A 24,547-nucleotide genomic window follows, 5' to 3' on the forward strand; every position below is an offset into this window, starting at 1 on the left:
AATGCTCCGCTCATGGCTTAGGTCCTTCGGCCGTCAGCGGGGGGGCGAACTCGGCCTTCAGCTCGCCCGCTTCGTTCAGCAACCAGGCATCCATGACCTGTTTGGCCACCGGTGCCGCAACACCGGAACCGGACTCTCCGTTCTCGACCATGACGGCTACCGCGATCTGTGGGTCGTGCACCGGCGCGAAGGCAACAAACAACGCGTGGTCACGGTGCCGTTCGGCAAGCTTGCCGCTGTCGTACCGCTCCCCCTGCTTGATGGCAACGACTTGTGCGGTCCCGCTTTTGCCGGCGATGCGATACTGAGCCGTATCACCGACCTTCTTAGCGGTGCCGCGTGCGCCGTGCAGGACCTTTTCCATACCGCCGATCGCTGCATCCCAATAACGCGGGTCACGCAGCCGAATGTCCGGCACAGGCTCGGGATCGACGGGTGCAACGCCCTCGATGCTCTTCGCCAGATGCGGGCGAATCCATTTGCCGTGATTCGCCATCAGCGCGGTCGCCTGGGCCAGTTGCAACGGCGTGGCCTGCATATAGCCCTGCCCAATGCCCAGGATGACGGTTTCGCCGGGATACCAGGCCTGACGGTAGCGCGCGCGCTTCCATTCACGCGACGGCATCAGGCCAGCGGTTTCCTCGAACATGTCCAGCGCCACGCGTTGACCGATGCCAAAGCGGGTCATGTACTCGTGCATCCGGTCGATGCCCATCTTGTGGGCCAGATCGTAAAAATAGGTATCGTTGGAACGATAGATCGCCGTCTCCAGGTTCACCCAGCCGTCGCCGCCGCGGTTCCAGTTACGGTACTTATGCTTCACGTTCGGAAGCTGGAAGAAACCGGGATCGAACACTTTGGCATCTTCGGTGGTGACGCCGGAATCGAGACCGGCGATCGCCATCATCGGTTTGATCGTCGACCCGGGTGGATACAGGCCGCGCAGCACGCGATTGAACAACGGCTGGTCAATCGAGTCACGCAGTTCACCGTATGCCTTGAAGCTGATACCAGTGACAAACAGATTGGGATCGAAACTCGGCTGGCTGACCATCGCCAGTACCTCGCCGGTTGCCGGCTGCAGTGCCACGATAGCGCCTCGACGGCCGGCCAACGCGGCTTCGGCCGCCTTTTGCAGCTCCAGATCGAGCGTCAGGGTGATGTCCTTGCCCGGAATCGGATCAGTGCGTTTGAGCACCCGTAACACCCGCCCGCGAGCGTTTGTTTCGACCTCCTCGTAGCCCACCTGCCCATGCAAGGAGTCTTCATAAAAGCGCTCGATGCCGGTCTTGCCGATATGGTGGGTACCGCTGTAGTTGACCGGATCGAGTTGTTTGACCTCCGCCTCGTTGATCCGACCGACGTAGCCGACCGAGTGCGCGAAGTGCTCGCCCTGCGGGTAATGCCGAACCAGCTGCGCCGCGACCTCGACGCCGGGCAGACGGAACTGGTCAACTGCGATGCGCGCGATCTGCTCCTCCGACAGCTCATACATGATCGGCACCGGTTCGAAAGGCCGCCGCCCCTGCAATACCCGCTTTTCGAAGAGCTCGCGCTCTTCGCTCGACAACGCCAGCACCTCCACCACGGTATCCAATGTCTTACGCCAATCTTCGGCGCGCTCGCGAGTCACCGTCAGACTGAAGCTTGGGCGGTTATCGGCGATGATCTTGCCGGTCCGATCGAAGATCAGCCCCCGGTTGGGCGGGATCGGCTGGACATGGACGCGGTTGTTTTCCGAGAGCGTCGAATGGTACTGGTACTGAACGACCTGAAGGTAATACAGGCGTGCAACCAACAGGCTAATCAGCAGCAAGACCAGCGCCCCACCCACGAGCACGCGCTGACGCACCAGGCGGGCGTCTTTTTCGTGGTCCTTGAGGGGGATCGGCTGGGACATCTTGGCTTTGGCTGTACTACTTGTGGTAAGGGTGACCCGACAGCAACGTCCAGGCGCGATAGATCTGCTCGCCGATGAGAATGCGTACCAGCGGATGTGGCAAAGTCAGCGGCGACAACGACCAGCGTTGTTCACTGCGCGCGCAGACCTCGGGCGCCAGCCCCTCCGGCCCGCCCACCATCAGGTTGACGTTGCGCGCATCGAGCCGCCAACGCTCTAACTCGGATGCCAGCTGCTCCGTACTCCACGACCGCCCCGTCACTTCCAGTGTGACGATTCGCTCGCCAGGCTGGACCTTCGCCAGCATGGCCTCGCCTTCCTGACGAATCAACCGCGCCACGTCGGCATTCTTGCCGCGCGTGTTAAGCGATATTTCGTGCAGCTCTAGCGGCAGTTCGGCAGGCAGACGTTTAGCGTACTCGTGCCAACCGTCTTCTACCCAACGCGGCATCTTGGAGCCCACCGCGACCAGCTTGATCCGCATGGATCGCTTATTCCTGCTCGCCCGCGTGCTGCGCGCGACTCTGCTCGGCGCCTTGCCAGAGGCGTTCGAGATCATAGAACTGGCGAGTCGGCACCTGCATCACGTGCACCACCACGTCACCCAGGTCGAGCAATGCCCATTCGCCGCCATCCAGGCCTTCGCTGCCGAGCGGACGTACACCCTGCTCCTTGACCTTCTCGAGCACATTATCGGCCAGCGACTTCACGTGGCGGCTGGAGGTACCGCTGGCGATCACCATGAAGTCGGTGACGCTGGTCTTGCCACGGACATCGATGGTGGTGATGTCGGCGCCTTTCAGATCTTCCAGGGCACTGACGGCCAGCTGGACCAAAGAATCATTTTGCATAGCTTGAAACAACCTCAGTTCGACGCCCGGTAGAGTCCGTGCGCGTTGATATAAGCCAGTACGGCGTCGGGCACCAAAAAACGGACCGACCGGCCACTGGCCAGAAATTGACGAATTCGCGTCGCCGACACCTCGAGAGGCGCCTGCCAGACGAAGGCGATCTGCCCGCTGCTGCCGGCGAGCGCCAATGGGTCGCTCACGCTGCGGGCCGCCAACAGATCCCGCAGCGCTTCGGGCGCTTCACTGTCGGCGTCCGGGCGTTGCATGACGAGAATATGGCAGTGTTCGAGCAGCTCTTCCCAGCGGTGCCAACCGGGCAACCCGCAAAAGGCGTCCCAGCCTACGATGAGGAAAACCTGATCGTCGCGCCCCAGCTCTTCACGCAGCGACAGCAGCGTGTCGAGGGTATACGACGGTTTGTCGCGCTCCAGCTCGCGCGCATCGACCGCCAGGGGTGGCAGGTCCTGTACGGCCAACCGGACCATGGCCAGACGATCCTGCGCGGAGCTATTGGGTGCCTCACGGTGTGGCGGACGAAAATTCGGCACCAGACGAACCTCATCGAGCCCAAGCGTTTCGGACACTTCCAGCGCACCCCGCAAGTGCCCGATGTGCACCGGATCGAAGGTACCGCCGAGAACGCCGATGCGCCGGGGCTTGCGAGCAGCGCTCATCAAGTACGCACGTGGCCGTCGCCGAACACCACATATTTCTCACTGGTCAGCCCTTCCAGGCCAACCGGGCCGCGCGCATGCAGCTTATCGGTGGAAATACCGATTTCCGCACCCAGCCCATACTCGAATCCGTCGGCGAAACGGGTCGAGGCATTGACCATCACCGACGCCGAGTCGACTTCGGTAATGAAGCGGCGAGCATCGGTGAAATTTTCCGTGACGATCGCATCGGTGTGCTGCGAACCGTAGCGATTGATGTGCTCGATCGCCTGGTCCAGCGACTCGACTACCCGAATCGACAGGATCGGCGCGTTGTACTCGGTGGACCAATCGGCTTCGCTGGCTACTAGCACGTCGCTCCCGAGCAGCTCGCAGGTCCGCGCGCAACCGCGCAACTCGACGCCCTTGTCACGGTAGATCGCAGCCAGCGGAGGCAGCACGCGTGTAGTGATGGCCGCGTGCACCAGCAGCGTTTCCATGGTGTTACAGGGGGCGTAGCGCTGGGTCTTGGCGTTGTCCGCGACACGAATGGCCTTGTCGAGATCGGCGGCCTGGTCGATGTAGACATGGCAGATGCCGTCCAGATGCTTGATCACCGGCACCTTGGCGTCGCGACTGATGCGCTCGATCAGGCCCTTGCCTCCGCGCGGCACGATGACGTCAACATACTCGGGCATGGTGATCAACGCGCCGACCGCGGCACGATCGGTGGTCTCGACGACCTGCACCGCCGCTGCCGGCAGCTGGGCCTCGGCCAGGCCCAGCTGGATACAGCGGGCGATCGCCTGATTCGAATGAATCGCTTCCGAACCACCGCGCAGGATAGTCGCGTTTCCAGACTTCAGGCAGAGGCTGGCAGCATCGATGGTCACGTTCGGTCGCGACTCGTAGATGATACCGACCACGCCCAGCGGCACGCGCATCTTGCCGACCTGAATGCCCGAGGGCAGATAGCGCATGTTGCGGATCTCGCCGATCGGATCGGGCAGACCGGCGACCTGGCGCAGCCCTTCGATCATGTCGTCGATGCGCGCCGGGGTCAGCGCCAGGCGGTCCAGCATGGCCTCGTCCAGGCCATTCGCACGTCCTGCCTCGAGGTCTTGCCGGTTGGCGGCCACCAACTCTTCGCGCGCGACGTCGAGCGCGGCAGCAGCAGCATGCAACGCCCGATTCTTCTGCGCGGTGGTGGCGCGCGCAAGCACACGCGAAGCCTCGCGCGCGGCGCGACCGAGGCGGGTCATGTAGTCGAGTACGGACTCGGTCATGGTCTGGCTGGCCTGATGGAGGAAAAGCCGCTGATTATAGCCACCCATGGGTCTCCCGCACAGCGGCGCCGGGCGAATGGTTACAAGCGATGCGCCAAACTGCCTGAAGACGGTATTGGGATCGGCTGCACGTGCCTGAAAGACCAGCCGCGACGTGTCGCCACACCACAAGCAACCACACCACGCCCAGGACGAGCCGCGGCAAGCCCGCTCGGCCACACGTCCAGCATTATCATGGCCACGCTTTGAAACCGGCACCGTAAGTGCTGGGTCGAAACCGTCTCGATTCAAGGAAAAAACCATGCCCGAATGGCTCACCGCTCTGACTAGCTGGCTCGCTGGCAATCCGCAATGGCTGGGTCTGAGCCTGTTTCTGGTGGCCTGCCTGGAATGCCTGGCCGTGGTCGGCCTGCTGATGCCGGGCACCGTGATGATTTTTGCCATCGCCGTGCTCGCCGGCAGCGGTGTACTGAGTCTCGGCGAGACATTGCTGCTGGGCTACGCCGGGGGCCTGCTGGGCGACCTGCTGTCCTACGGCCTGGGTCGGCGCTATCACCAGAACATCCGCAGCATGCGTGGGTTGCGTGAACACCCGGAATGGCTGACCCGCGCTGAGCTGTACTTCGAGCGCTACGGCATAGCCAGCCTCCTCGTGGGGCGCTTCATCGGCCCCCTACGACCCATGCTACCGCTCACAGCCGGTATGCTCGACATGCCATTCGGGCGTTTTTTGCTGGTCAGCCTGGTCGCGACGGCCGGCTGGTCGATGGCCTATCTGCTACCGGGCTGGACGGCCGGCGCCGCCGTGCGACTGCCGTTGCCGGACGGCTTCTGGGGCGAGGCAGGCGTTGTTCTGGCGGCATTGCTACTGCTCATCGGCGGTGTAGTGCACTGCAGCCTGCATCAGATGCGCTGGGTCACACCCTTGGCCGCAGGCCTCAGCGCCATCATCTTGATCGGTTTATTTTTCGGCTGGCCTTATCTGGAGGAATTCGACCAAGGCCTGATGACCGTCGTCCAGGGGGAGCGCAGCCCGATATTCGATCGTTTCGTGGTCGTGGTCACCCGGGCCGGCGATTTCCATACCCAGCTGTGGGCCGCGGTGCTGTTGAGCCTGCTGTTGATCGTGGTGAAGCAATGGCGTGCGGCGACGTTCGCCATCCTCACACTGCTGGGCACGGCGCTGGCCAACGGCGCGCTGAAAGCGACGTTCGGGCGGATCCGCCCGGAAATCCTTCTCGAACCCCTGCACAGTTTCAGCTTTCCCAGCGGCCATAGCTCGGCGGCATTCGCGTTCTTTCTCACCCTCGGGGTCCTTGCCGGGCGCGGCCAGCCGCCGCGCCTGCGCCTGGCCTGGGTCCTTCTGGCAGGACTGCCCGCAACCGCCATCGCACTGTCACGGGTCTATCTGGGCGTGCATTGGCCGACCGACGTGATCGCCGGTGCCGTTCTGGCCTCCACCATTTGCGCGGCGAGCCTGACCGTCGTGCAATGGCGCGCACCGATGAACGCACTCTCTCCCAAGGTCTGGTGGCTGATTCTACCCGCGGTTCTGGGCCTGATCGGCGCGTTCGCGATCTGGGCATTGCCGGGTGCCATGTTGCTGTATCGCTATCAATAGCCTACCGCCAGAGAACCTAGGCGTCGTCACTAGCAACTGCGTCGCCTTGCAATTGCTCCAGCCAATGCTGAATGCGCTGCAGTTGCGACGGTGCATCGTCCAACTGCAACAGTTCAACCTTCTGCTCCGGCTGGAAAGGCAGCAGGTAGGCCAACTGGTGCGCCAGAGAACGTTGCCCCTGCACGGCACCGCCCATACCCAGGGTTTCGACCAGCGGATGCTGCCCCAGAGCCTCAAGCAGAACCGCCAGGTCAACGTGCTCATCGCCCAGCGGCAGATCGTCGCCTTCGTCGCGCCAGCTGACCTCGGCCACGGTGAGCTGATCACGCCGCACTTCGGCCGACAGCACATCGAAGCGCCTGCCGCCTTCAACCCGAATGCCCAGCAAGCCGTTGGGACGCTGCTGCCAGTCCCGGATCAGCGCCTCACAACCGGTCGGCGCGTATTCGCTCGCTGCCAGACCCACCTCGCTGCCCTCGATGAGACGGACCACACCGAAGCCATGTCCGGCTTTCAGGCAACTGCTGACCATGTCCAGATAGCGCGCCTCGAAGATCTGTAGATCGAGGACGCAACCTGGAAATAACACGGTGTCGAGCGGAAACAACGGCAGCTTCATTGAGACTCCTTACAACAGCAACACGGCCAGCGGCAGCAGTACCGCCGTCATCACGCCCATCAGACTCATCGCCAGCGCCGCAAAAGCACCACATTCGTCGCCTTCCTGCAGCGCCTGAGCGGTGCCCACCGCATGGGCGGTCAACCCGAGCGCCATGCCGCGGGCTGCAGGATGCTGAACGCCAAACCGACGCAACAGTTCCGGACCGATAATCGCGCCGATGATACCGGTGATCATGACGAACACCGCGGCGAGCGCCACCACGCCGCCAATCTGCTCGGCCACCAGCATGGCGATGGGCGAGGTCACCGATTTTGGTGCCAGGGTCATCAGAATCATCGGGTCGGTACCAAAAGCCCAGGCCAACGCCATACCCAGCGCCGTCGCGCCGGTACCGGCCAATAGCAGCGTGAGCATGATCGGCCCGAACAACTCGCGAATCCGCCGCAGATTGAGATACAGCGGCACGGCCAGCGCCACGGTCGCCGGCCCCAATAGCACAGTGAGCATTTGCGCACTGCCACGGTATTCGTCATAACTGAGGCCGCACGCCAAGAGAGTGCCGATGACGACCAGCATCGACACCAGCACGGGCTGCAGAAACACCCAGCGGGTCTTCTCGTACGCCGCGTAAGCCAACTGGAACGCCGTCAGCGTAATCGCCACACCGAACAGCGGATGATGGATGACCGCATCCCAGGCCGCCTGCCATTGCACTGTGATCATGTCCGCCCCGTACCGCGTTGCTGGCGGCGAATCAGGGCCTGCATCAGCCAGCCGGTGAACCCCAACGACACCACCAGGGACAGCACCAGCACGCCGACAATCGCCCAGAAATCGTCGAGAATCGCCTCGCTATAGGCCATCACACCCACGGCCGGCGGGACAAGCAGCAGCGGCAGATAGCGCAACAGACTCCTGGCGGCCAACTGCAGCGATTCGCTGGCCTGCCCGCGCGCCAATAGCGCCGCGAACAGCAGCAGAAGCCCGATGATAGGCCCCGGCAGTATCGGCAAAACCATTACATTGAGCGCGGTGCCGAGCAATTGAAACAGCACCAGCCAGGTTAGGCCGCGTAGCAGCATGAGCGTCTCCGATACAAAAGAAGCGCAATTATAGGCATCTCCCTACAACGAAACCTGCTGCACGTGCCGGCCCGGTCTATGGCCCATCATTCGCAGCAGCATGCGTGCTTGATTCGTCGCCAGGCGCATGCTGATCTGGCCGTCCGCGTTGTACCGCTAATAAAACAACAAACGCCCGGAGGACATATGCCGCAGGTACCCGTAACAGAACTCAAGGACTACATTGGCAAGGAGCTTGGCCGCTCCGAATGGTTCACCGTCGACCAGCAGCGAGTCGACCAGTTCGCCGATTGCACCGGCGACCACCAATTCATCCACATCGATCCTGAGAAGGCGGCGCAGACCCCCTTCGGCGGGACCATTGCACACGGCTATCTGTCGCTGTCGCTGCTGCCGATGCTGATGGAAGGCGTCATGATCCGACCCGAAGGCACCAAGATGGGCGTCAACTACGGACTCGACAGCCTGCGTTTCATTCAGCCGGTGAGGGTCGGCTCGCGGGTACGCCTGGCCGCGACGTTGTTGGACGCGTACGAAAAAAACCCAGGGCAGTGGCTGCTCAAATGTCGCGTTGTGATGGAAATCGAAGGCGTGGAGAAGCCCGCCTACATCGCCGAAACCCTGGCGCTCTGCATCGTCTGAAGTCGCTGGGGTGCGTGGTTGTCGCGCCCCGGCGCGTTTGCGGCATACTGCCGGCATCGCATTTCTGGATTGCCGCATGCGCCGCCTCGCTCCGTTCCTGTTCGCCTGCTCCCTCGCCGCCTGCGGTGATGGCGAGCCGCTGCTACCTGCCGATGCCGTGCTGCCTGACGGCGGACGCTACCGCGGCGAGGTTGTCGATGGGTTGTTGCAGGGCGAAGGGCGTATCGACTACCCGAATGGCAGCCACTATCGCGGCGCGTTCCAAGACGGCCGGTGGCATGGCCACGGCGTCTGGCAAGGCGCCAATGGCGACCGTTACGAAGGCGAGTTCAAGCAGGGGCTGTTCGATGGTCAGGGACGGTTCAGCTACGCCACGGGCGGCGTCTACGAAGGGCACTTCCTGCGTGGCAGCCTCAACGGCAGAGGGCGCTATACCGAGCAGGGATTGAGCTACGAAGGGGAATTCCAGAACGACCTCTACCACGGCATCGGCAAACTGCAGAGCTCGGATGGCGTGACGTACGAAGGCGGGTTCGTCGAAGGCCAGCCCCATGGCGAGGGCATCCGCCGCGATGCAACCGGTGAGTTCAGCGGCGCCTTCGTCAATGGCCGCCTGACCGGCAAGGGCGTCTATCGCGGGGGCGGCGGCGAACACTATCTTGGCCAGTTCCAGGACGACCAGTTCCACGGGCCGGGTCGTTACGAAGAGGCCAACGGAGAGGTCTGGAAAGGAACTTTCAAACACGGTGAGCTAAGCGGTGAAGGCGAATACATCGGCATCGACGGTACGCGTTACAGTGGCGGATTCAAGCGCTGGCAATACCACGGCAAGGGCAGCCTGCAACAACCGAACGGTAGCCATTACCAAGGGGCCTTTCGCGCGGGGCGGTTCGACGGCCCAGGCACGCTAACCCTTCCCGACGGCACCGAGCAGAGCGGATCCTGGCACGCCGGCCGCCTCATCCAAGACCTCGCAGGCAAACGCTTGGCCGATCCGTTGGAAATCGGCCTGTTGCGCCAAGGGCAATTGCTCGACGAGGCCCTCGACGCAGTCCCGGCATCGACCCCCAAGGCCGAACTCTACAGCCTGACCCTTGCTGGCGATGGTCAACAGAGCGTGTTCCTTCGCGAGGTGGACTATGTCGACGAACTGCTGGCCGGACGCTTCGCCGCCCGGGGCCAGATCACCCTGGTCAACCACCGTGACCATCTCGCCGATCGCCCGCTGGCCACCCGCGAAAATTTGTCTCGTGCCATTCAGCGGCTGGCCGAGCGCAGCGGCGAAGAAGACCTGATCTTCATCTACCTGACCAGTCACGGCTCCGCCGACCATCAGCTGGTACTGGCACAACCCCGACTGGCACTTGAGGACCTGCCGGCGGCGGACCTGGCAGTGCTACTGCAGCCGCTCGCCGAACGCAACAAGGTGGTGGTGATTTCCGCCTGCTATTCCGGCGGTTTCATCGGGCCACTGAAAAACCTGCATACCCTGGTGATCACCGCCGCTCGCGCCGACCGGGTGTCGTTCGGCTGCTCCGAGGAGAGCGATTTCACCTATTTCGGGCGGGCCCTGTTCGCCGAAGCCCTGCAGGAAACCAAAGACATTGTGCAGGCCTTCACGCTGGCACAGGCGAGGGTTGCCGAACGTGAGCAAGCCGACCACTATCAGGCTTCGGAGCCGCAAATCTGGGCACCGGAGCAGGTTGTCGAACACTGGCGCACGCTGAACCAACAACAGCCAACGCCGACCGACTGATCGTTACAGGAAGCCAAACCATGTATTTGACGCCACAGCGCATTTTGCTTGCCGGCGCCACCGGGCTGACCGGCGAGCACCTGCTCGACCGCCTGCTCAACGAACCCACAGTGGAGAGCGTGCTGGCCCCCAGCCGCAAACCATTGGTCGAACACCCCCGACTCGAAAACCCGGTCGGTCAATTGCAGGCGCTGTTGCCGCAGCTGGCGGGTGAATTCGACACCGCCTTCTGCTGCCTGGGCAGCACCCTCAAGGAAGCCGGAAGCCAGGAAGCCTTCCGCGCTATCGATCATGATCTGGTCGTGGCGTTCGCCAGACGCGCCCGTGAGCTGGGTGCACGCCACCTGTTGGTCATCAGCTCATTAGGCGCCAATCCGGACAGTTCGATCTTCTATTGTCGGGTCAAGGGCAAGATGGAAGAGGCACTGCGTGCGCAGGACTGGCCGCAACTGACCATCGCGCGCCCATCGCAGCTGCTGGGGCCTCGCATGGAGGTGCGCCCGATGGAACGGCTGACCACACCGCTCTCATATCTCTTACCCGGCAAGTATCGCGGCATCTCCGCTTGCACGCTCGCGCGCGCACTCTGGCGGCTGGCACTGGAGGAAGGCGACGGCACGCGAATAGTCGAATCGGACGAATTAAGGCGCCTGGGGAAATAGGCGACAGGGAGGCTGCCGCTCGCTTATAGCCCGCAGCTCAGATCTTGATGAAATGCTCGCGGTAGTGGCGCAGCTCGGCGATCGATTCGCGAATGTCATCCAGCGCTAGGTGCGTACCACCCTTCTTGAAGCCTGCCAGCACGTCCGGCGCCCAGCGCGCAGCCAGCTCCTTGAGAGTCGAAACATCCAGGTTACGGTAATGGAAATAGGCTTCCAGGCGCGGCATGCGCCGATACAGGAAGCGCCGGTCCTGGCAGATGCTGTTGCCACAGATCGGCGACTTGCCTTTGGGCACCCATTGCTCGAGAAAGGCCAGGGTTTGCGCCTCGGCTTCTTCGGTGGAGATTCGGCTGTCACGCACCCGCTGGGTCAAACCGGAACCGCCATGCTGGCGGGTATTCCACTCATCCATGCCGGCAAGAACTTCGTCGCTCTGATGGATGGCGATGACCGGCCCCTCAGCCAGGACGTTCAGCTGACTGTCGGTGACGATCGTCGCCATCTCGATGATGACGTCGTTGTCCGGATCCAGGCCGGTCATTTCCAGATCGATCCAGATGAGATTCTGTGAGTTCTGCATGGTGAGCTCCTTGGCTGTGGCGCGCAGTTTAGCCGCTCGCGAAAGGGCCGTCAGGTAGTGCTTCAGCCTGCTGGCCGCCAGATCAACAGACGTGAGCGCCGCCAGTCCTCGATCGGCAGGATCTCTTGCGGCTCGACCCCCGGCACTTCGAAGCTGTTGCTGATCAGCAGCGCGCCCGGCCGCATCTCGTTGCGCGCCTTCTGCCACAACGCTGGCATGGGGGCGGGAGAAAGGAAGCAATAGACCACATCATGATCGGCCAAGGATTCACGCCAGAAGCTACGAAAACGCACCCGGCAGTTGCGCTGCGGCAGGCAGCGCAACCAGCACAGCGCAAAGGTCAGCGGCGCGGTCTCGACACCCATGAAGTGTGCCGATGGATAGGCATGCGCCAGTCGCAGCAGGGTTCCGCCGAGGCCGCTGCCCAGATCGACGAAACGAAAGTCGCTGGGCAACCGTGCCAACCGCTGGATCAGCTGTTGCTCCGCTGCCGTACCGGTCAGGTACAGCGGCACCCGCTCGGTCAACGCATTCCAGTTCAACAACAGCAGCACGATGAAGCCAGCCAGGAGCAGCCAGGGCGGCAGCGACTGGTCCTGCAGCAGTACCAGTCCCGGTACAAAACCGAAGTTGATCGGCAGCCACCAGCGCGACAACCCGAACAGCTGGCCGAAAAGCGCCGCGAGCGAGCCCTGCAGCCACGCAGCGGTCAGCAGGCTGATAGACCAGCCCGTCAACCGCGCCAATGCCAGCAACAGCAACCAGCTGACGATCAGTGACGACAGTTGGCTGAACAATGCCAGCAAGGCGGGAAATCGAGCGAGAGAAAAAGCCGGCATGGAGGATCGTCGCAGAAGCACCAGTCACAAAGTCTAACCGTCCGGCAGCGCCCCATACAGGCCCGTGATCACGCCTGGCGGCATGCTAGACTCGCCTACTTTTTTCCAGCCCAGGCACCGCAGACCAATGGCCAAACGCCACCTCAACCGCCGGCAAAGCTGGCGTATCGAGAAGATCCAGGAAGAGCGCGCCTCACGGGCCGCGCGCCGAGAATCACGTGCCATCGAAGAGCTCGAGGGCGGCGACCTCGGCCCGGAGCAGACCGGCCTGGTGATCGCCCACTTCGGTGTACAGGTTGAGGTCGAGGCACAGGAAGGCGAACACCGCGGTCAGGTATTTCGTTGCCATCTGCGCGCCAACCTGCCGGCCCTGGTGACCGGCGACCGGGTGGTCTGGCGACCGGGCAATCAGGGCATCGGCGTGATCGTCGCCCAGTTGCCGCGCCAGTCCGAGCTCTGCCGGCCCGACACGCGCGGTCAGCTCAAGCCGGTGGCAGCCAACGTCGACCTGATCGTCATCGTCTTTGCCCCACTGCCGGAACCTCACGCCAACCTCATCGACCGCTATCTGATCGCCGCCGAACATGCCGGCATCACCCCCCTGCTGCTGTTGAACAAGGCCGATCTGATCGATGCGCAGAACCAAGGCGCACTCAACACGCTGCTGTCGGTGTATCGGACCCTGGGTTACCCGTTGATGGAAGTGTCCGCCCATGACGGCGCGGGCATGGAGGCACTGCAAGCGCGGCTCGACGGTCATGTCAGTGTGTTCGTCGGCCAGTCCGGAGTGGGCAAATCGTCGCTGGTCAACAGCCTGCTGCCGGGTGTCGATACGCGCGTCGGAGCACTGTCGGAAATGACCGGTAAGGGCACCCATACCACTACCACTGCCCGCCTCTTCCACTTTCCCGGCGGTGGTGAGCTGATCGACTCACCAGGCATTCGCGAATTCGGCCTGGGCCACGTCAGCCGCGCCGATGTGGAAGCCGGCTTCATCGAGTTTCAGGAGTTGCTGGGACATTGTCGCTTCCGCGATTGCAAGCACGACCGCGAGCCGGGCTGTGCGCTATTGAAAGCACTGGAGCAAGGGCAGATACAGCCGCAGCGCATGGCCAGCTATCGGCATATCATCAGCAGCCTGCCAGAAGCCGACTATTAGTCATTCGCTTCCTGAGCCAGCCGTGAACGCCAAGGCGCGGCGTCAATTGCCGTCGGGCTGGTCGAACTGCAGCACACCGTCCTCGAAGATATTCAATCGCTTGCGCAATTCTGCCGGAGGCAATACCTCAGGCGCAGGCAACGGCGCTCCGGTTGCGGACGCTTGCTCCGGACTGTCCGGCTGATCTGCCGCATCCGATTGTTCACCCTCAATGTTGCGCTGCGCTTTCTTGGTCAGCACCAGAATGTCGATGCGCCGATTGACCGGATTCAACGGGTTTTCCCGATCGAACAAGGCCGACGACGCATAGCCCACCACGCGGGCGATCTGGTCTTCCGGATAACCGCCAGCGACCAGCGTGCGCCGTGCCGCGTTGGCGCGGCCCGCCGACAGCTCCCAATTGCCGAAATCGCCCTGCCCCGAGTAAGGCTTGGCGTCGGTGTGACCACTGACGCTGATCTTGTTCGGTACCGCGCGAATGGTATCGGCCATCGCCAGCAGGATATCTTCGAAATAGGGCTGCAGCTGCGCACTGCCCAAGGCGAACATTGGGCGATTGGCCGCATCCATGATCTGGATCCGCAATCCGTCCTGAGTGATCTCGAACAGGATCTGGTCCTTGAAGCGGGTCAGGTCCGGGTTTTCGTCGACCTTGTTCTGCAATTCCTGCAACAACAGCTCCAGGCGCTCGCGCTCCAACTGCTCGGCGAAGGTTTCCGCCTGATCGGCGTCGATCTTCGATTCGCTCTGCTGGATCGCCGGATCAACTTCCTCATTGAGCGTGCGGTCCGGCGACGGCGTGGGCGTACCGCCGAGATCGATGACGTGCGGACTCGCGCTCTCGGTAAAACCGATGGGGTCCTGGAAGTAACCGGAAATGGCCCGTTTCTGCTCCGGCGTGGCCGAAGACATCAGCCACATCACCAGAAAGAACGCCATCATGGCGGTCGCGAAATCGGCGAAGGCGATCTTCCAGGCGCCGCCATGGTGCCCGGCCGCGGATTTCTTGACCCGCTTGATGATGATTGGTTGGGTATTGTCCATGGTTGCGCTTAGCTGCCACGCATGGCTTGTTCAAGCTCGGAGAAGCTAGGCCGATGCGCGGAAAACAGCACCTTGCGACCGAACTCCACCGCCAGGGTCGGCGGCATGCCGGAGGCGGAAGAAACCAGGGTAGCCTTGATGCCTTCGTAGAGGTTCAGTTCCTCCTTGGCATCATGCTCGAGCGCGGCCGCCAGCGGCCCGAAGAATCCATAGGACGCAAGAATACCGAGGAAGGTGCCGACCAGCGCCGTGCCAACCTTTTCGCCGATTTCCGCATTGTTCGCTTCGGCCAGCACCGACATGGTGATGACGATACCCAGTACCGCCGCGACGATACCCATCGCAGGCAGGCCGTCGGCGATCTTGGATACCGCATGAGAAGGATGTTCGAGCTCCTCCTTCATGCTGTTCAGCTCCATGTCGAACAGCCCCTCCAGCTCATGCGGAGCCATGTTGCCCGACGACATGATTCGCAGATAGTCGCAAATGAACGCGGTCATCCGGTCATCCTTCAGAATCGCCGGGTACTTGCTGAAGATGGGGCTGGCGCTCGGCTCTTCGAGATCCGCCTCGATAGCCATCATCCCCTCGCGACGGCTCTTGTTGAGGATTTCATAGAGCAGGCCCAGCACTTCCAGGTAGTACTTGTGGGTGAACCGCGAGCTGAACATCTGCAAGGACTTCTTGAACACGATCTTCGTCGTGCTGCCGGGGTTGGCCTGGAGAAAGCCACCCAGTGCCGCGCCACCAATGATCATCACCTCGAACGGGTGGATAAGCGCGCCGAGCTTGCCGCCAGACAACACAAAACCGCCGAGCACGCTGGCGATGACTACGATGATGCCGATAATTTTTGCCATAGGGGGTACGTCTAAAACCTGATCTCAGGGCACCTGGGACGAGCCGCGCAACATCGCGCGCTCACGGGGTTACAGGCGGGGCGTATGAAAAGAATTGTTCTGGTTATCGGAACTTTTGCGCCAGACTAAAGGCCATCCCGATGAAATGCTAGTTTGACGGCGCCATGACTACGACCCCACTCCCCTGCACACTTGCCGCCTGGATAAAGACGCTGGACGCCGTCGTGCTACCTGCAGCCGCCGATCCGTATGCGCGCGTCCAGCGGGCGCTGCGTGACAGCAGCATGTCCATGCGCCAGATCGCCGATCTGATTCAGGAGAGCCCGGTCCTGGCGCTCGTCGTGATTCGCGAAGCCAACCGCAACGCGGCAACCACCAACAAGCCAGCCGAAAGCCTGGAAGTTGCGCTCAGCCGCATCGGCCTGAAACGCGCCGAAGCCCTGTTCGCACGGATTCCAGCAACCCAGCCGCGCGATATCCCCGCACCGCTGCGGCAAATCATGCTGATCAGCAGCCATGCCAGCCAGCAAGCCAACGGGCTCTTCGCCTCCCGCCTCGCACGACTCTGGCAGGAAATCCACTGGAGCAGCCTGCTTTTCCTTGCGCCCGTCTGGGCACTGGTCGCGGCCCATCCGGAACTGCTCGAGGCCTGGGAGCAGCGGGTACTGGTCAAGCGTGAGCCGGCCCGTCAGGTCGAACAATCGCTGCTGGGCGTATCGCTACTGGAACTTTGCGTGGCAACTGCCGAACACTGGGGGCTGCCCGGCTGGGTCGCCCAGGGCTATCGGCTGCTCAGCGAGCATCGCCGCATGCTGGTCAAAGCGCTGCATGTCGCCCATGACAATGAGCACCCCCTGCATCAGCAACAGATGCTCGATGCCGATCCGCCGCTGCGTCGATGGCTCACCCTGCCGAGCAATACCATTTTGCTCGCCAACGGTCTCGCTCTCTCGGCGCACCACAGCTGGAGCGGTATTCACAGCCTGCGCTGGCAGCGGCTCGCCGGGCTGTATCTTCAGGTCCCGCTAGCCGAGTTGCAGCAAATGACGCACCAGCAGGCCGTGGCCAGTGCGCAAGCCATCGGCAAGACCGATCTCTGGCATCCAGCTCAGGGCCTGCTCTGGCCCTGGGAGAGCAGGTTCCAGCACGAAAAAGTCGCAAAGCTGCCGGATACCGACGCTTTGGCGCAGTGGCGCGCGCATTGCCGTGAACTGCTCAGCGAACCCAGCCCGTACGGCAACGTGGTCCAACTCACCGCCACCGCTTGCAAAGCGCTGTCCTGCGCCGGCATGCAACGGGTGCTGTTGATGCTGGTCGACCGCAAGCAGCAGCGCCTAGTCAGCCAGCAGACCAGCGGCCTGCCGAGCGAGGCCATCCGGCTGACGCTAGATCCGGACCAGAGCCAGGTGTTGCGCAGGTTGCTCGAAAAGCCCGCATTGCTTCGGCTCACACCTGACAACGTGGCACAGTTTTCCGCGCTACTGCCGGGCGCGCTGAAGGCGCTTTTCCCCAGCGAGCACGTTCTGCTGCGCTCCGTTGGCCATGAGGGTCGAACGTTCATGCTGCTGGTGGCGGATCAGGACAACAGCGCATTCAGCGACATGGGGCTGCAGGCCTTCACCAAAACCGTCCAATGCATCGAGCGCGCCCTGGCGACGTTCAGCAAACGCGGCCGCTGATTTTTTTCGCTAGACTTTACCCTTTCCGTCCGACTGAGATTTGCCGTGTCCGCGTTTTCAGCCCTCCCCCTGGTAATCGAACCAACCGATCTGGCCGAGCGCCTTAACGAACCCGAGCTGATCCTCGTCGACCTGACCAGCGCGACTCGCTACGCCGAAGGCCATCTGCCCGGCGCACGATTCGTCGATCCCAAGCTGACTCAGCTCGGCCAGCCACCCGCACCGGGGCATCTGCCTGGCAAGCCCCAGCTAGAGGCACTGTTCGGCGCGTTGGGGCATAACCCCGACGCGGTCTATGTGGTCTATGACGACGAAGGGGGCGGCTGGGCCGGGCGCTTCATCTGGTTGCTCGATGTCATCGGGCATCATCGCTATCACTACCTGAACGGCGGGCTGCACGCCTGGCTGGCCGAGCACAGGCCGCTGTCGCAAGACAAGCCCGTCGACGCAGGCGGGCCGATTGCCCTGACGCTCGACGAGGCGCCTAGCGCTACCCACCCATACATCGAAAGCCGGCTGGGCGCTCCCGACCTGGTCATCTGGGATGCTCGCTCGCCCGAGGAATATCGCGGCGAGAAGGCACTTGCAGCTCGCGCCGGCCATATCCCCGGCGCCATCAATTTCGAATGGACCGCGGCGATGGACCCGGCGCGCGCCCTGCGTATCCGCGAAGACATCGCCGAACGGCTGGAAGCGCTCGGCATCACCGCTGACAAGGAAATCATCACCCACTGCCAGACGCATCATCGCTCCGGCTTCACCTACCTGCTGGCCAAGGCTTTGGGCTATCCGCGCGTCAAGGGATATCCAGGCTCCTGGGGCGAATGGGGCAACCTGCCCGACACCCCGATCCAGCAATGAAAAGGTCACCCATGAAAGATCGCTTGTTCGTATTCAGTCAGTACTTGCTCCCGCATCACCTGATCTCACGGTTGGCCGGTTGCCTCGCCGAGTGTCGCCTGCCATGGGTGAAGAACACCTTCATCAAATGGTTCGTCCGGCACTTCCAGGTCGACATGCGCGAAGCTCAGGTCGAAGACCCAACCGCCTACGAACATTTCAACGCCTTTTTTACCCGCGCCCTGAAGGACGGCGCTCGGCCTCTGGATCCGACGCCTGGCGCGATTCTAAACCCATGCGATGGGGCCATCAGCCAGCTCGGCCGGATCGAGCAAGGCCGGATCTTCCAAGCCAAGGGCCATAGCTACAGCGTGACGGAGCTGCTCGGAGGCGATCACCAACGAGCGGCCCCCTTCATGGGTGGCGATTTCGCCACCGTGTACCTGTCACCCAAGGACTATCACCGAGTGCATATGCCGCTGGCCGGCACCCTGCGCGAAATGGTTTACGTGCCGGGTCGCATCTTCTCGGTTAACACCGTGACTGCCGAAGGCGTACCGGAGTTGTTTGCCCGTAACGAACGGGTGGTCTGCCTGTTCGATACCGAGCGTGGGCCCATGGCGATGGTGCTGGTTGGCGCAATGATCGTCGCCAGCATCGAGACGGTGTGGGCCGGATTGGTCACACCGCCCAAGCGCGCACTCAAGACCGTCCGTTACGACGAGGCGAGCCGAGCCCCCATCCATCTGGAGAAAGGCGCCGAGATGGGGCGCTTCAAGCTTGGCTCTACCGTGATTCTGCTGTTCGGGCCCGATCAGGTCAGCTGGGCCGAAGAGCTGTCGGCATTGACGCCGGTATGCATGGGTGATGGACTGGGACAGACCAAGCCGGTGCCACCGACTGCCACGCCAGCTTCGAACACGACCCTGCCCTAAGCGATAGCCAATGGTCGGCTAGCACTAGCCAACATCTTCTCGTTCGTTATGATGTCACTCGAAACGATTCCATTTTGACATCACCGCTGGCGAACGCCTGGACGCACCGCCGAATCAAAGACGATGCGTCAGGACTGTCACGGAGATCATTGCGTGGAAAACCAGAGCCAACCCTTGCTGTTGCGTGTACCGACGCCGGATCGCCAGGAGTTATCCTTCTGCGAGCCCAGCGTGCGCGACATCAAACGTTGGCTTTCCGGCCTGCCCAAGGCCAATCTCGGCGAAACTGCACGGCAGCTCTACCAAGCCATACTGGAACTCAACCAGCTACGCACCACGGCCCAGACCCGCCTGCAACTGCTCGAACTGCTGCGACCGGAAATCCATTTCGTCTGCCGCGAACTGGAACGCTATTTCATCAACCAGCCGATCGTGCTCAGCGAACGCCCACGCAAGGTCGCCAGCCTGTGTCAGGCACTGCATAACCATCTTGCGATCGGCTACAAGCTGATTGCCGTCGAGCTGGCTCCGCAGACCGGACGCGAACGCCTGCAGCTGCTCACGATCTCGTTGCAGCGGGCAATCCGTAGTCTCGGCGCCATCCTGGTTCGCTCGACCCAGCTCTACAGGCCGACGCCAGATGGCCTGTGGCTCGAGCTTCATCGGTTATACGCCATCGCCGTGACGCACGGTGTCCATCGCACCCTGGTGCGTGACGACCTGAGCTATCGAGTCAAAGGCCTGAGCGCCGAACAGAGCTATATCGTCGCACTGATGATCGGTAGCGCTCGCTGCAATCAGATGCGCCAGCAGAATATCGCCCAATTGGCTCAGCTACTCGAGCCCTGGAGCGCACTGGTTCGCCTGCAAACCGCGCAAAACCCGTCCAGCCTGTTCGGCGTGTCTTCTCGCATCGATGGCCCGCCGCGCTATCGATCAATGTTTACCGCAGAGGAACGGCCGGACCTGCTCGGCATCGATCCGCATGGGCTGGTCAAGGCTATCCAGAAGCACTTGCAGTCCCCTGCGCAATCCGCCGAAGAGAAGGCGCTCGCGATACCCGAGGGGTTGAGCCTCGATCTGCTACAGCATGTGAGTGCCGCCTGGGGTGACATTTCCGAGCGCAGCTTCCAGCGCACCCCTGCGCAGGGCACCATGAAAATATGCATTGGCATGAGTGCGCTGCATTACTACCTGGCAGGCCAACGCCAGTTTGGCGAGCTACTGAAGCGGCCAGACGCCGCTCCCGCCGTGTTCAAATTGAACAATGCCGCACCCGACGTCTGGTCCGTTGCGTACGATGCCGCCGTGGTCAAGGATGATCCGATCCTGCCGAACGACTATATCGAGTTCGTTCGCCCCGTCATGACGGAGAAAGCAAATGAGCAGGGGCCCGCGAGCCCTTCGAGCCCTTCGAGCCCTTCGAGCGACAATTGCTTTCCAACATTCGAGGTGCAACGGGTCGATCACAGTCCCGGCGGTTTTTGCCTATCCTGGCCGGGCGAAGTACCGGCACAGCTCCAGGCGGGCGAGCTGCTAGGCCTGCAAGACTCCAGTGAAACCTGGAGCGTCGCGGTGGTACGCTGGATTCGTCAGGTTCGCGGCAGCGGTCCACAGATGGGGGTGGAACTCATTGCCCCCTCCGCGCACCCTTGCGGTCTGCGCCTGCTACGCAAAACTGAACAAGGCAGCGAGTATCTGCGCGCCCTCCTGCTGCCGGAGATCAGCGTAATCTCGCGCCCGGCGACGCTGATCGTTCCGCGACTACCGTTTCAGGAAGGGCAGAAAGTGCAGATCAACCAGAATGGCAATGAGCTGCGCGCGATGCTCTGCCGTCGGCAAACCGGCTCCAGCAGTTACAACCAGTTCGAATATCAGTTGGTAGGCAACGCAACTGCTCCCCGGGAGACGTCGATCACAGCGCGGGGAAGCCAGGCGTCTCCGGGAGGTGAAGATTTTGACTCGCTCTGGAACACGCTGTAGATTGCGGCTCACCGTTTTTTAGCCTTCACGCTCCTCTACGGCGCGTTCCAAAGCTGCTGCCATGGCCCCGCAAAAGAAAACCATCCGCCTGCTGATCCTCGAGGATTCGCAGAATGAAGCTGAGCGACTGGTCAGCCTGTTCCGAAACGCGGGCCAGGCGACGCGTGTGCACCGTCTCACCTCCAGCGAGGACCTTGCCGAGGCACTTCAGCAGACCTGGGATTTGCTGATCAGCGCGCCGACCAGCGTTAACCTCGATCCCAGCGAAGTCATTGGCGCCATTCGCAAGCAAGCCAAAGACATTCCGGTCATCCAGCTGGTCGATGGTAATGATGTCGACGCGATCACCGAAGCCCTCGCTCTCGGTGCTCAAGGCGCGCTACCGCAAGGGGAAGACGAATGGCTGATCCTGGTTTCCAATCGAGAACTGACGAATCTTGACGAGCGTCGCGCCCGCCGCTCTGCAGAGCTGGCGCTGCGCGAGGCCGAGAAGCGCTGCCAACTGCTGCTAGAGAGCTCCGTGGACGCCATTGCATACGTCCACGACGGCATGCATATCTACGCCAACCGCGCCTACCTCGAGTTATTCGGCTACGACGACGTAGAAGAACTGGAATGCATGCCGATGATCGACCTGATCGCTTCCTGCGATCAGGGGGAGTTCAAAGGTTTTCTGAAGAACTATCAAAGCATCCAGGGCAACGCCGAGCTGGTTTGTGGCGGCATTCGTGCCGACGGCGGTAACTTCAAGGCCCGCATGCATTTTTCCCCGGCCAGCTATGACGGCGAGCCCTGTATCCAGGTGGTCATTCGCGCCGAGACTGGCAACGAGGAACTGGAAAAGCTGCGCGAAATCAGCAGCCAGGACCTGGTGACAGGGCTTTACAACCGTACCCATTTTCTCGAATTGCTCGACGGCGCAGTCGAACGCGCCGTCAACGCGGGGCAAAGCTCAAGTCTCGCTTACGTCCGGATCGATCGCTTTGCCAGCCTGCAGGCCGATATCGGCCTCGGCGATTCGGACCGACTGCTGGCCGAGCTGGCCCAACTGCTACGCGGGCAGTTTCACGAAAGGGCCGAGCTGGCACGCTTCGGCGACGATGCGTTTGCGGTGTTGATGCCTGAGGCCGCGCCTGCCCAACTCGAGCAACCATTGACCGAGCTGCTGCATAAAGTTGAAGGCCATCTGTTCGATGTCGGCGGCCGCACCGTTCAGACCAGCCTGAGCATCGGGGTCGCAGCACTCGACGAGCGGACCGCGAAAGCGCGAGACGTAATCGATCGCGCTCATCGCTGCGCCGAGGAGCTTGCCGATGGCAACGGGCTTCGAATTTACGACCCGGCCAGCGAACTAGCCAAGGCCGCCAGCCGAGGCAATATCCTCGCGATGTTGCAACAGGCACTGGAGAAAAACAGCTTTCGCCTGCTATTTCAGCCGATCATCAGCTTGCGCGGCGACAGCCACGAGCATTACGAAGTCCTGCTACGCCTGCTTGATCCGCAAGGGGTGGAAGTCCCACCCGGCGAATTCCTCGATGCAGCGAAAGAAGCGGGACTCGCCACCAAGATCGACCGGTGGGTCCTGCTCAATTCCATCAAACTGCTCGCCGAGCATCGCAACAAAGGCCATAGCACACGGTTGATGGTTCATTTGTCGGACGCCAGCCTACAGGACCCGTCATTGCTCACCTGGCTCGGGGCTGCACTCAAGGCGTCCAAACTGCCGCCTGATTCGCTGATCTTCCAGCTCGACGAAAATGATACCGTCGCTTACCTGCGACAGGCGAAAGCCCTGACCCAAGGGTTGACCGGGCTGGGCTGTCGCATCGCGCTGAGCCAGTTCGGCTGCGTGCTGAATCCATTCAATACGCTCAAGCACCTCAACGTCGACTTCGTGAAAATCGACGGTTCCTATACCCAAGATCTGAGCCGTCAGGAAAACCAGGAGGCGCTCAAGCAGCTACTGGCAGACCTGCACGAACAGGCCAAGCAGACCATAGTGCCCTTCGTCGATAGCGCCACCGTCCTGGCCACCCTGTGGCAAGCCGGTGTCGGCTACATCCAAGGTCAATATCTGCAGGGGCCAAGTCAGTCGATGGACTATAACTTCGCCTCTGACGAAGAATAGCCGAACGCTACTCCGTGCCTTCCCGATCCCTGAAACCGAGTAGATAGAGAATCCCGTCCAGGCCCAGGGTCGAGATCGCTTGTTTGGCCGACTGCTTGACCAGTGGCTTGGCACGGAAGGCCACGCCCAGCCCAGCCAATCCGAGCATCGGCAGATCGTTGGCGCCGTCGCCGACTGCAATCGTTTGTTCCAAACGTAAACCTTCCCGCGCAGCCAGTTCCCGTAGCAGATCGGCCTTGCGCTGGGCATCGACGATAGGCTCCTGGGCGACGCCGGTGAGCTTGCCGTCAACGATTTCGAGCTCGTTGGCATAGACGTAATCGATGCCAAGCCTGGCCTGCAACTGGCGTGCAAAATAGGTGAAGCCGCCCGAGAGGATTGCCGTCTTGTAGCCCAGCCGCTTCAATTCGGCGAACAGCAGTTCGGCGCCCTCGGTAAGCCGCAGGCGCGCGCCGACTTCAGCCAATGAGCGCTCCTCCAGGCCTTCGAGCAGCGCCAAGCGCTCCTTGAAGCTGGCGCGGAAATCCAATTCACCGCGCATCGCTCGCTCGGTGATTTCCGCCACCTGATCGCCGACTCCCGCCACCTTGGCCAGCTCGTCGATGACTTCAGCCTCGATCAGCGTCGAGTCCATGTCGAACACCGCGAGTCGACGGTTGCGACGGAACACCGAGTCACGCTGGAAGGCGATATCGACATTGAGTTCTTGCGCCACACTGAGAAACTCGGCGCGCAACGCCGCGGTGTCATCCGGCTCGCCCCGCACCGAGAACTCGATGCAACCCTTGCCCAGGTCTTCTGGCATGTCGAGCGGCTGACGGCCAGAGAGACGGTCGATGTGATCGATGTTGAGGCCATACTTGGCGGTGATCGAGCTGACCCGCTGCAACTGCTCGGCAGTGACCTTGCGAGTCAACAGCGTGACGATATGCCGGGGCTTGCCCTGCCCTGCGACCCATTGCTGATAATCCTGCTCGGCGACCGGTGTGAAGCGCACCTGCTGGTCGTGCTTGTAGCCCATGAACAGCACGTCCTTGAGCACCGAAGAGGCTCGTTCGGTATCGGGGATCTCCACCAGGATGCCGAACGACAAGGTGTCGTGGATCACCGCCTGACCGATATCCAGGATATTCACGCCACCTTGGGCGAGCACGCCGGTGATAGCTGCGGTCAGGCCGGGGCGATCTTCCCCGGAGATGTTAATCAGGACGATTTCGCGCAAGGCGCAGCTCCTATGACAAAGAAGGCGGGCATTCTACAACAGCCACCCCGCCGCGGAACGTCACGGTACGCGCCAGACGCACCCCAACCCGGCGATCCGGGCTGCAATATCGCTACAATTCGTCTGCTTTGACCGGGAGACCTTCAGCCTCCAGTGCGCTTTCCGTATACTGCGCGGCACCTTCCTTAAGAGTAGAGCCGCGC

Annotated in this window: 23 protein-coding genes; 10 read left to right on the forward strand and 13 right to left on the reverse strand. The window is 62.1% G+C overall.

Annotated features, from left to right (window positions below):
* Positions 1 to 10: 10 nt before the first annotated feature.
* Genes mrdA through MCB86_RS12595 form a run of 5 tightly spaced genes read right to left on the reverse strand, consistent with a single transcriptional unit; the run spans position 11 to position 4,690 of the window.
* Positions 11 to 1,900 carry a penicillin-binding protein 2 gene (gene mrdA, locus MCB86_RS12575; protein ID WP_045163823.1) on the reverse strand — a complete coding sequence of 630 codons (1,890 nt, stop codon included), beginning with the start codon at positions 1,898 to 1,900 and terminating at the stop codon, positions 11 to 13.
* 16 nt (positions 1,901 to 1,916) lie between these two features.
* Positions 1,917 to 2,384: a 23S rRNA (pseudouridine(1915)-N(3))-methyltransferase RlmH gene (gene rlmH / locus MCB86_RS12580; protein ID WP_045163824.1), complete on the reverse strand. Its 468-nt coding sequence runs from the start codon at positions 2,382 to 2,384 to the stop codon at positions 1,917 to 1,919.
* A gap of 7 nt (positions 2,385 to 2,391) precedes the next feature.
* Positions 2,392 to 2,751: a ribosome silencing factor gene (gene rsfS, locus MCB86_RS12585; protein WP_021209688.1), complete on the reverse strand. Its 360-nt coding sequence runs from the start codon at positions 2,749 to 2,751 to the stop codon at positions 2,392 to 2,394.
* A gap of 14 nt (positions 2,752 to 2,765) precedes the next feature.
* Positions 2,766 to 3,425 carry a nicotinate-nucleotide adenylyltransferase gene (nadD, locus tag MCB86_RS12590; protein ID WP_239611137.1) on the reverse strand — a complete coding sequence of 220 codons (660 nt, stop codon included), beginning with the start codon at positions 3,423 to 3,425 and terminating at the stop codon, positions 2,766 to 2,768.
* A complete protein-coding gene (locus MCB86_RS12595; RefSeq protein WP_239611587.1) occupies positions 3,425 to 4,690 on the reverse strand; it encodes a glutamate-5-semialdehyde dehydrogenase in 1,266 nt (421 codons plus the stop codon). Before MCB86_RS12595 ends, nadD begins: the two co-directional genes overlap by 1 nt.
* A gap of 301 nt (positions 4,691 to 4,991) precedes the next feature.
* Here MCB86_RS12595 and MCB86_RS12600 point away from each other — a divergent pair, with 301 nt between their 5' ends.
* Positions 4,992 to 6,311: a bifunctional DedA family/phosphatase PAP2 family protein gene (locus MCB86_RS12600; RefSeq protein WP_239611138.1), complete on the forward strand. Its 1,320-nt coding sequence runs from the start codon at positions 4,992 to 4,994 to the stop codon at positions 6,309 to 6,311.
* A gap of 16 nt (positions 6,312 to 6,327) precedes the next feature.
* Here MCB86_RS12600 and MCB86_RS12605 read toward each other — a convergent pair whose 3' ends face one another.
* From MCB86_RS12605 to MCB86_RS12615, 3 genes are read right to left on the reverse strand one after another with little or no spacing between them, the layout of a single operon-like run.
* Positions 6,328 to 6,930 (reverse strand): LON peptidase substrate-binding domain-containing protein, encoded by a 603-nt coding sequence (locus tag MCB86_RS12605; protein ID WP_045163827.1) that lies wholly within the window; start codon positions 6,928 to 6,930, stop codon positions 6,328 to 6,330.
* 9 nt (positions 6,931 to 6,939) lie between these two features.
* A complete protein-coding gene (locus MCB86_RS12610) occupies positions 6,940 to 7,647 on the reverse strand; it encodes an LrgB family protein (protein ID WP_196298710.1) in 708 nt (235 codons plus the stop codon).
* A 5-nt stretch (positions 7,648 to 7,652) separates the two neighbouring features.
* The gene (locus MCB86_RS12615; protein WP_239611139.1) at positions 7,653 to 8,015 is read right to left on the reverse strand and encodes a CidA/LrgA family protein; all 363 of its coding nucleotides are present in this window, start codon (positions 8,013 to 8,015) and stop codon (positions 7,653 to 7,655) included.
* 186 nt (positions 8,016 to 8,201) lie between these two features.
* Here MCB86_RS12615 and MCB86_RS12620 point away from each other — a divergent pair, with 186 nt between their 5' ends.
* The 3 genes from MCB86_RS12620 (at position 8,202) to MCB86_RS12630 (ending at position 11,075) form a co-directional block, all read left to right on the forward strand.
* A complete protein-coding gene (locus tag MCB86_RS12620; protein ID WP_045163830.1) occupies positions 8,202 to 8,657 on the forward strand; it encodes a MaoC family dehydratase in 456 nt (151 codons plus the stop codon).
* A 76-nt stretch (positions 8,658 to 8,733) separates the two neighbouring features.
* Positions 8,734 to 10,413 carry a C13 family peptidase gene (locus MCB86_RS12625; RefSeq protein WP_239611140.1) on the forward strand — a complete coding sequence of 560 codons (1,680 nt, stop codon included), beginning with the start codon at positions 8,734 to 8,736 and terminating at the stop codon, positions 10,411 to 10,413.
* Between the two features lie 20 nt (positions 10,414 to 10,433).
* Positions 10,434 to 11,075, forward strand: a complete 642-nt coding sequence (locus MCB86_RS12630) for an oxidoreductase (protein ID WP_239611141.1) — start codon at positions 10,434 to 10,436, stop codon at positions 11,073 to 11,075.
* A 37-nt stretch (positions 11,076 to 11,112) separates the two neighbouring features.
* Here the strand turns inward: MCB86_RS12630 and orn are convergent, their stop codons facing one another.
* Both orn and MCB86_RS12640 read right to left on the reverse strand, forming a co-directional pair.
* Positions 11,113 to 11,655, reverse strand: coding sequence for an oligoribonuclease (gene orn, locus MCB86_RS12635; RefSeq protein WP_045163833.1), 543 nt, complete (start codon positions 11,653 to 11,655; stop codon positions 11,113 to 11,115).
* Between the two features lie 62 nt (positions 11,656 to 11,717).
* Positions 11,718 to 12,494 carry a hypothetical protein gene (locus MCB86_RS12640; protein WP_045163834.1) on the reverse strand — a complete coding sequence of 259 codons (777 nt, stop codon included), beginning with the start codon at positions 12,492 to 12,494 and terminating at the stop codon, positions 11,718 to 11,720.
* A 127-nt stretch (positions 12,495 to 12,621) separates the two neighbouring features.
* On the opposite strand from MCB86_RS12640, the gene rsgA reads away from it, so the two are divergent.
* A complete protein-coding gene (rsgA, locus tag MCB86_RS12645) occupies positions 12,622 to 13,653 on the forward strand; it encodes a small ribosomal subunit biogenesis GTPase RsgA (protein ID WP_239611142.1) in 1,032 nt (343 codons plus the stop codon).
* Positions 13,654 to 13,695: 42 nt separating this feature from the next.
* Here the strand turns inward: rsgA and motB are convergent, their stop codons facing one another.
* Entirely contained in the window at positions 13,696 to 14,697 is a 1,002-nt protein-coding gene (gene motB, locus MCB86_RS12650) for a flagellar motor protein MotB (RefSeq protein ID WP_239611143.1), read from the reverse strand.
* An 8-nt stretch (positions 14,698 to 14,705) separates the two neighbouring features.
* Positions 14,706 to 15,557, reverse strand: coding sequence for a flagellar motor stator protein MotA (gene motA / locus MCB86_RS12655; protein ID WP_045163837.1), 852 nt, complete (start codon positions 15,555 to 15,557; stop codon positions 14,706 to 14,708).
* A gap of 164 nt (positions 15,558 to 15,721) precedes the next feature.
* Between motA and MCB86_RS12660 the strand changes: the two genes are divergently transcribed.
* The 5 genes from MCB86_RS12660 (at position 15,722) to MCB86_RS12680 (ending at position 23,122) form a co-directional block, all read left to right on the forward strand.
* Complete coding sequence (locus MCB86_RS12660) at positions 15,722 to 17,236, forward strand: HDOD domain-containing protein (RefSeq protein ID WP_239611144.1); 1,515 nt, start codon at positions 15,722 to 15,724, stop codon at positions 17,234 to 17,236.
* 45 nt (positions 17,237 to 17,281) lie between these two features.
* Positions 17,282 to 18,097: a rhodanese-like domain-containing protein gene (locus tag MCB86_RS12665; RefSeq protein WP_239611145.1), complete on the forward strand. Its 816-nt coding sequence runs from the start codon at positions 17,282 to 17,284 to the stop codon at positions 18,095 to 18,097.
* Positions 18,098 to 18,108: 11 nt separating this feature from the next.
* A complete protein-coding gene (gene asd, locus MCB86_RS12670) occupies positions 18,109 to 19,011 on the forward strand; it encodes an archaetidylserine decarboxylase (RefSeq protein WP_045163840.1) in 903 nt (300 codons plus the stop codon).
* 153 nt (positions 19,012 to 19,164) lie between these two features.
* Positions 19,165 to 20,994 carry a molecular chaperone gene (locus MCB86_RS12675; protein ID WP_239611146.1) on the forward strand — a complete coding sequence of 610 codons (1,830 nt, stop codon included), beginning with the start codon at positions 19,165 to 19,167 and terminating at the stop codon, positions 20,992 to 20,994.
* A gap of 61 nt (positions 20,995 to 21,055) precedes the next feature.
* Positions 21,056 to 23,122: an EAL domain-containing protein gene (locus MCB86_RS12680; protein WP_045163842.1), complete on the forward strand. Its 2,067-nt coding sequence runs from the start codon at positions 21,056 to 21,058 to the stop codon at positions 23,120 to 23,122.
* Between the two features lie 7 nt (positions 23,123 to 23,129).
* Here the strand turns inward: MCB86_RS12680 and serB are convergent, their stop codons facing one another.
* Positions 23,130 to 24,344 (reverse strand): phosphoserine phosphatase SerB, encoded by a 1,215-nt coding sequence (gene serB / locus MCB86_RS12685; RefSeq protein WP_239611147.1) that lies wholly within the window; start codon positions 24,342 to 24,344, stop codon positions 23,130 to 23,132.
* Between the last annotated feature and the right edge of the window lie 203 nt (positions 24,345 to 24,547).

Source organism: Pseudomonas sp. KSR10, from assembly GCF_022355455.1.
GTDB classification, from domain to species: Bacteria; Pseudomonadota; Gammaproteobacteria; order Pseudomonadales; family Pseudomonadaceae; genus Stutzerimonas; species Stutzerimonas stutzeri_E.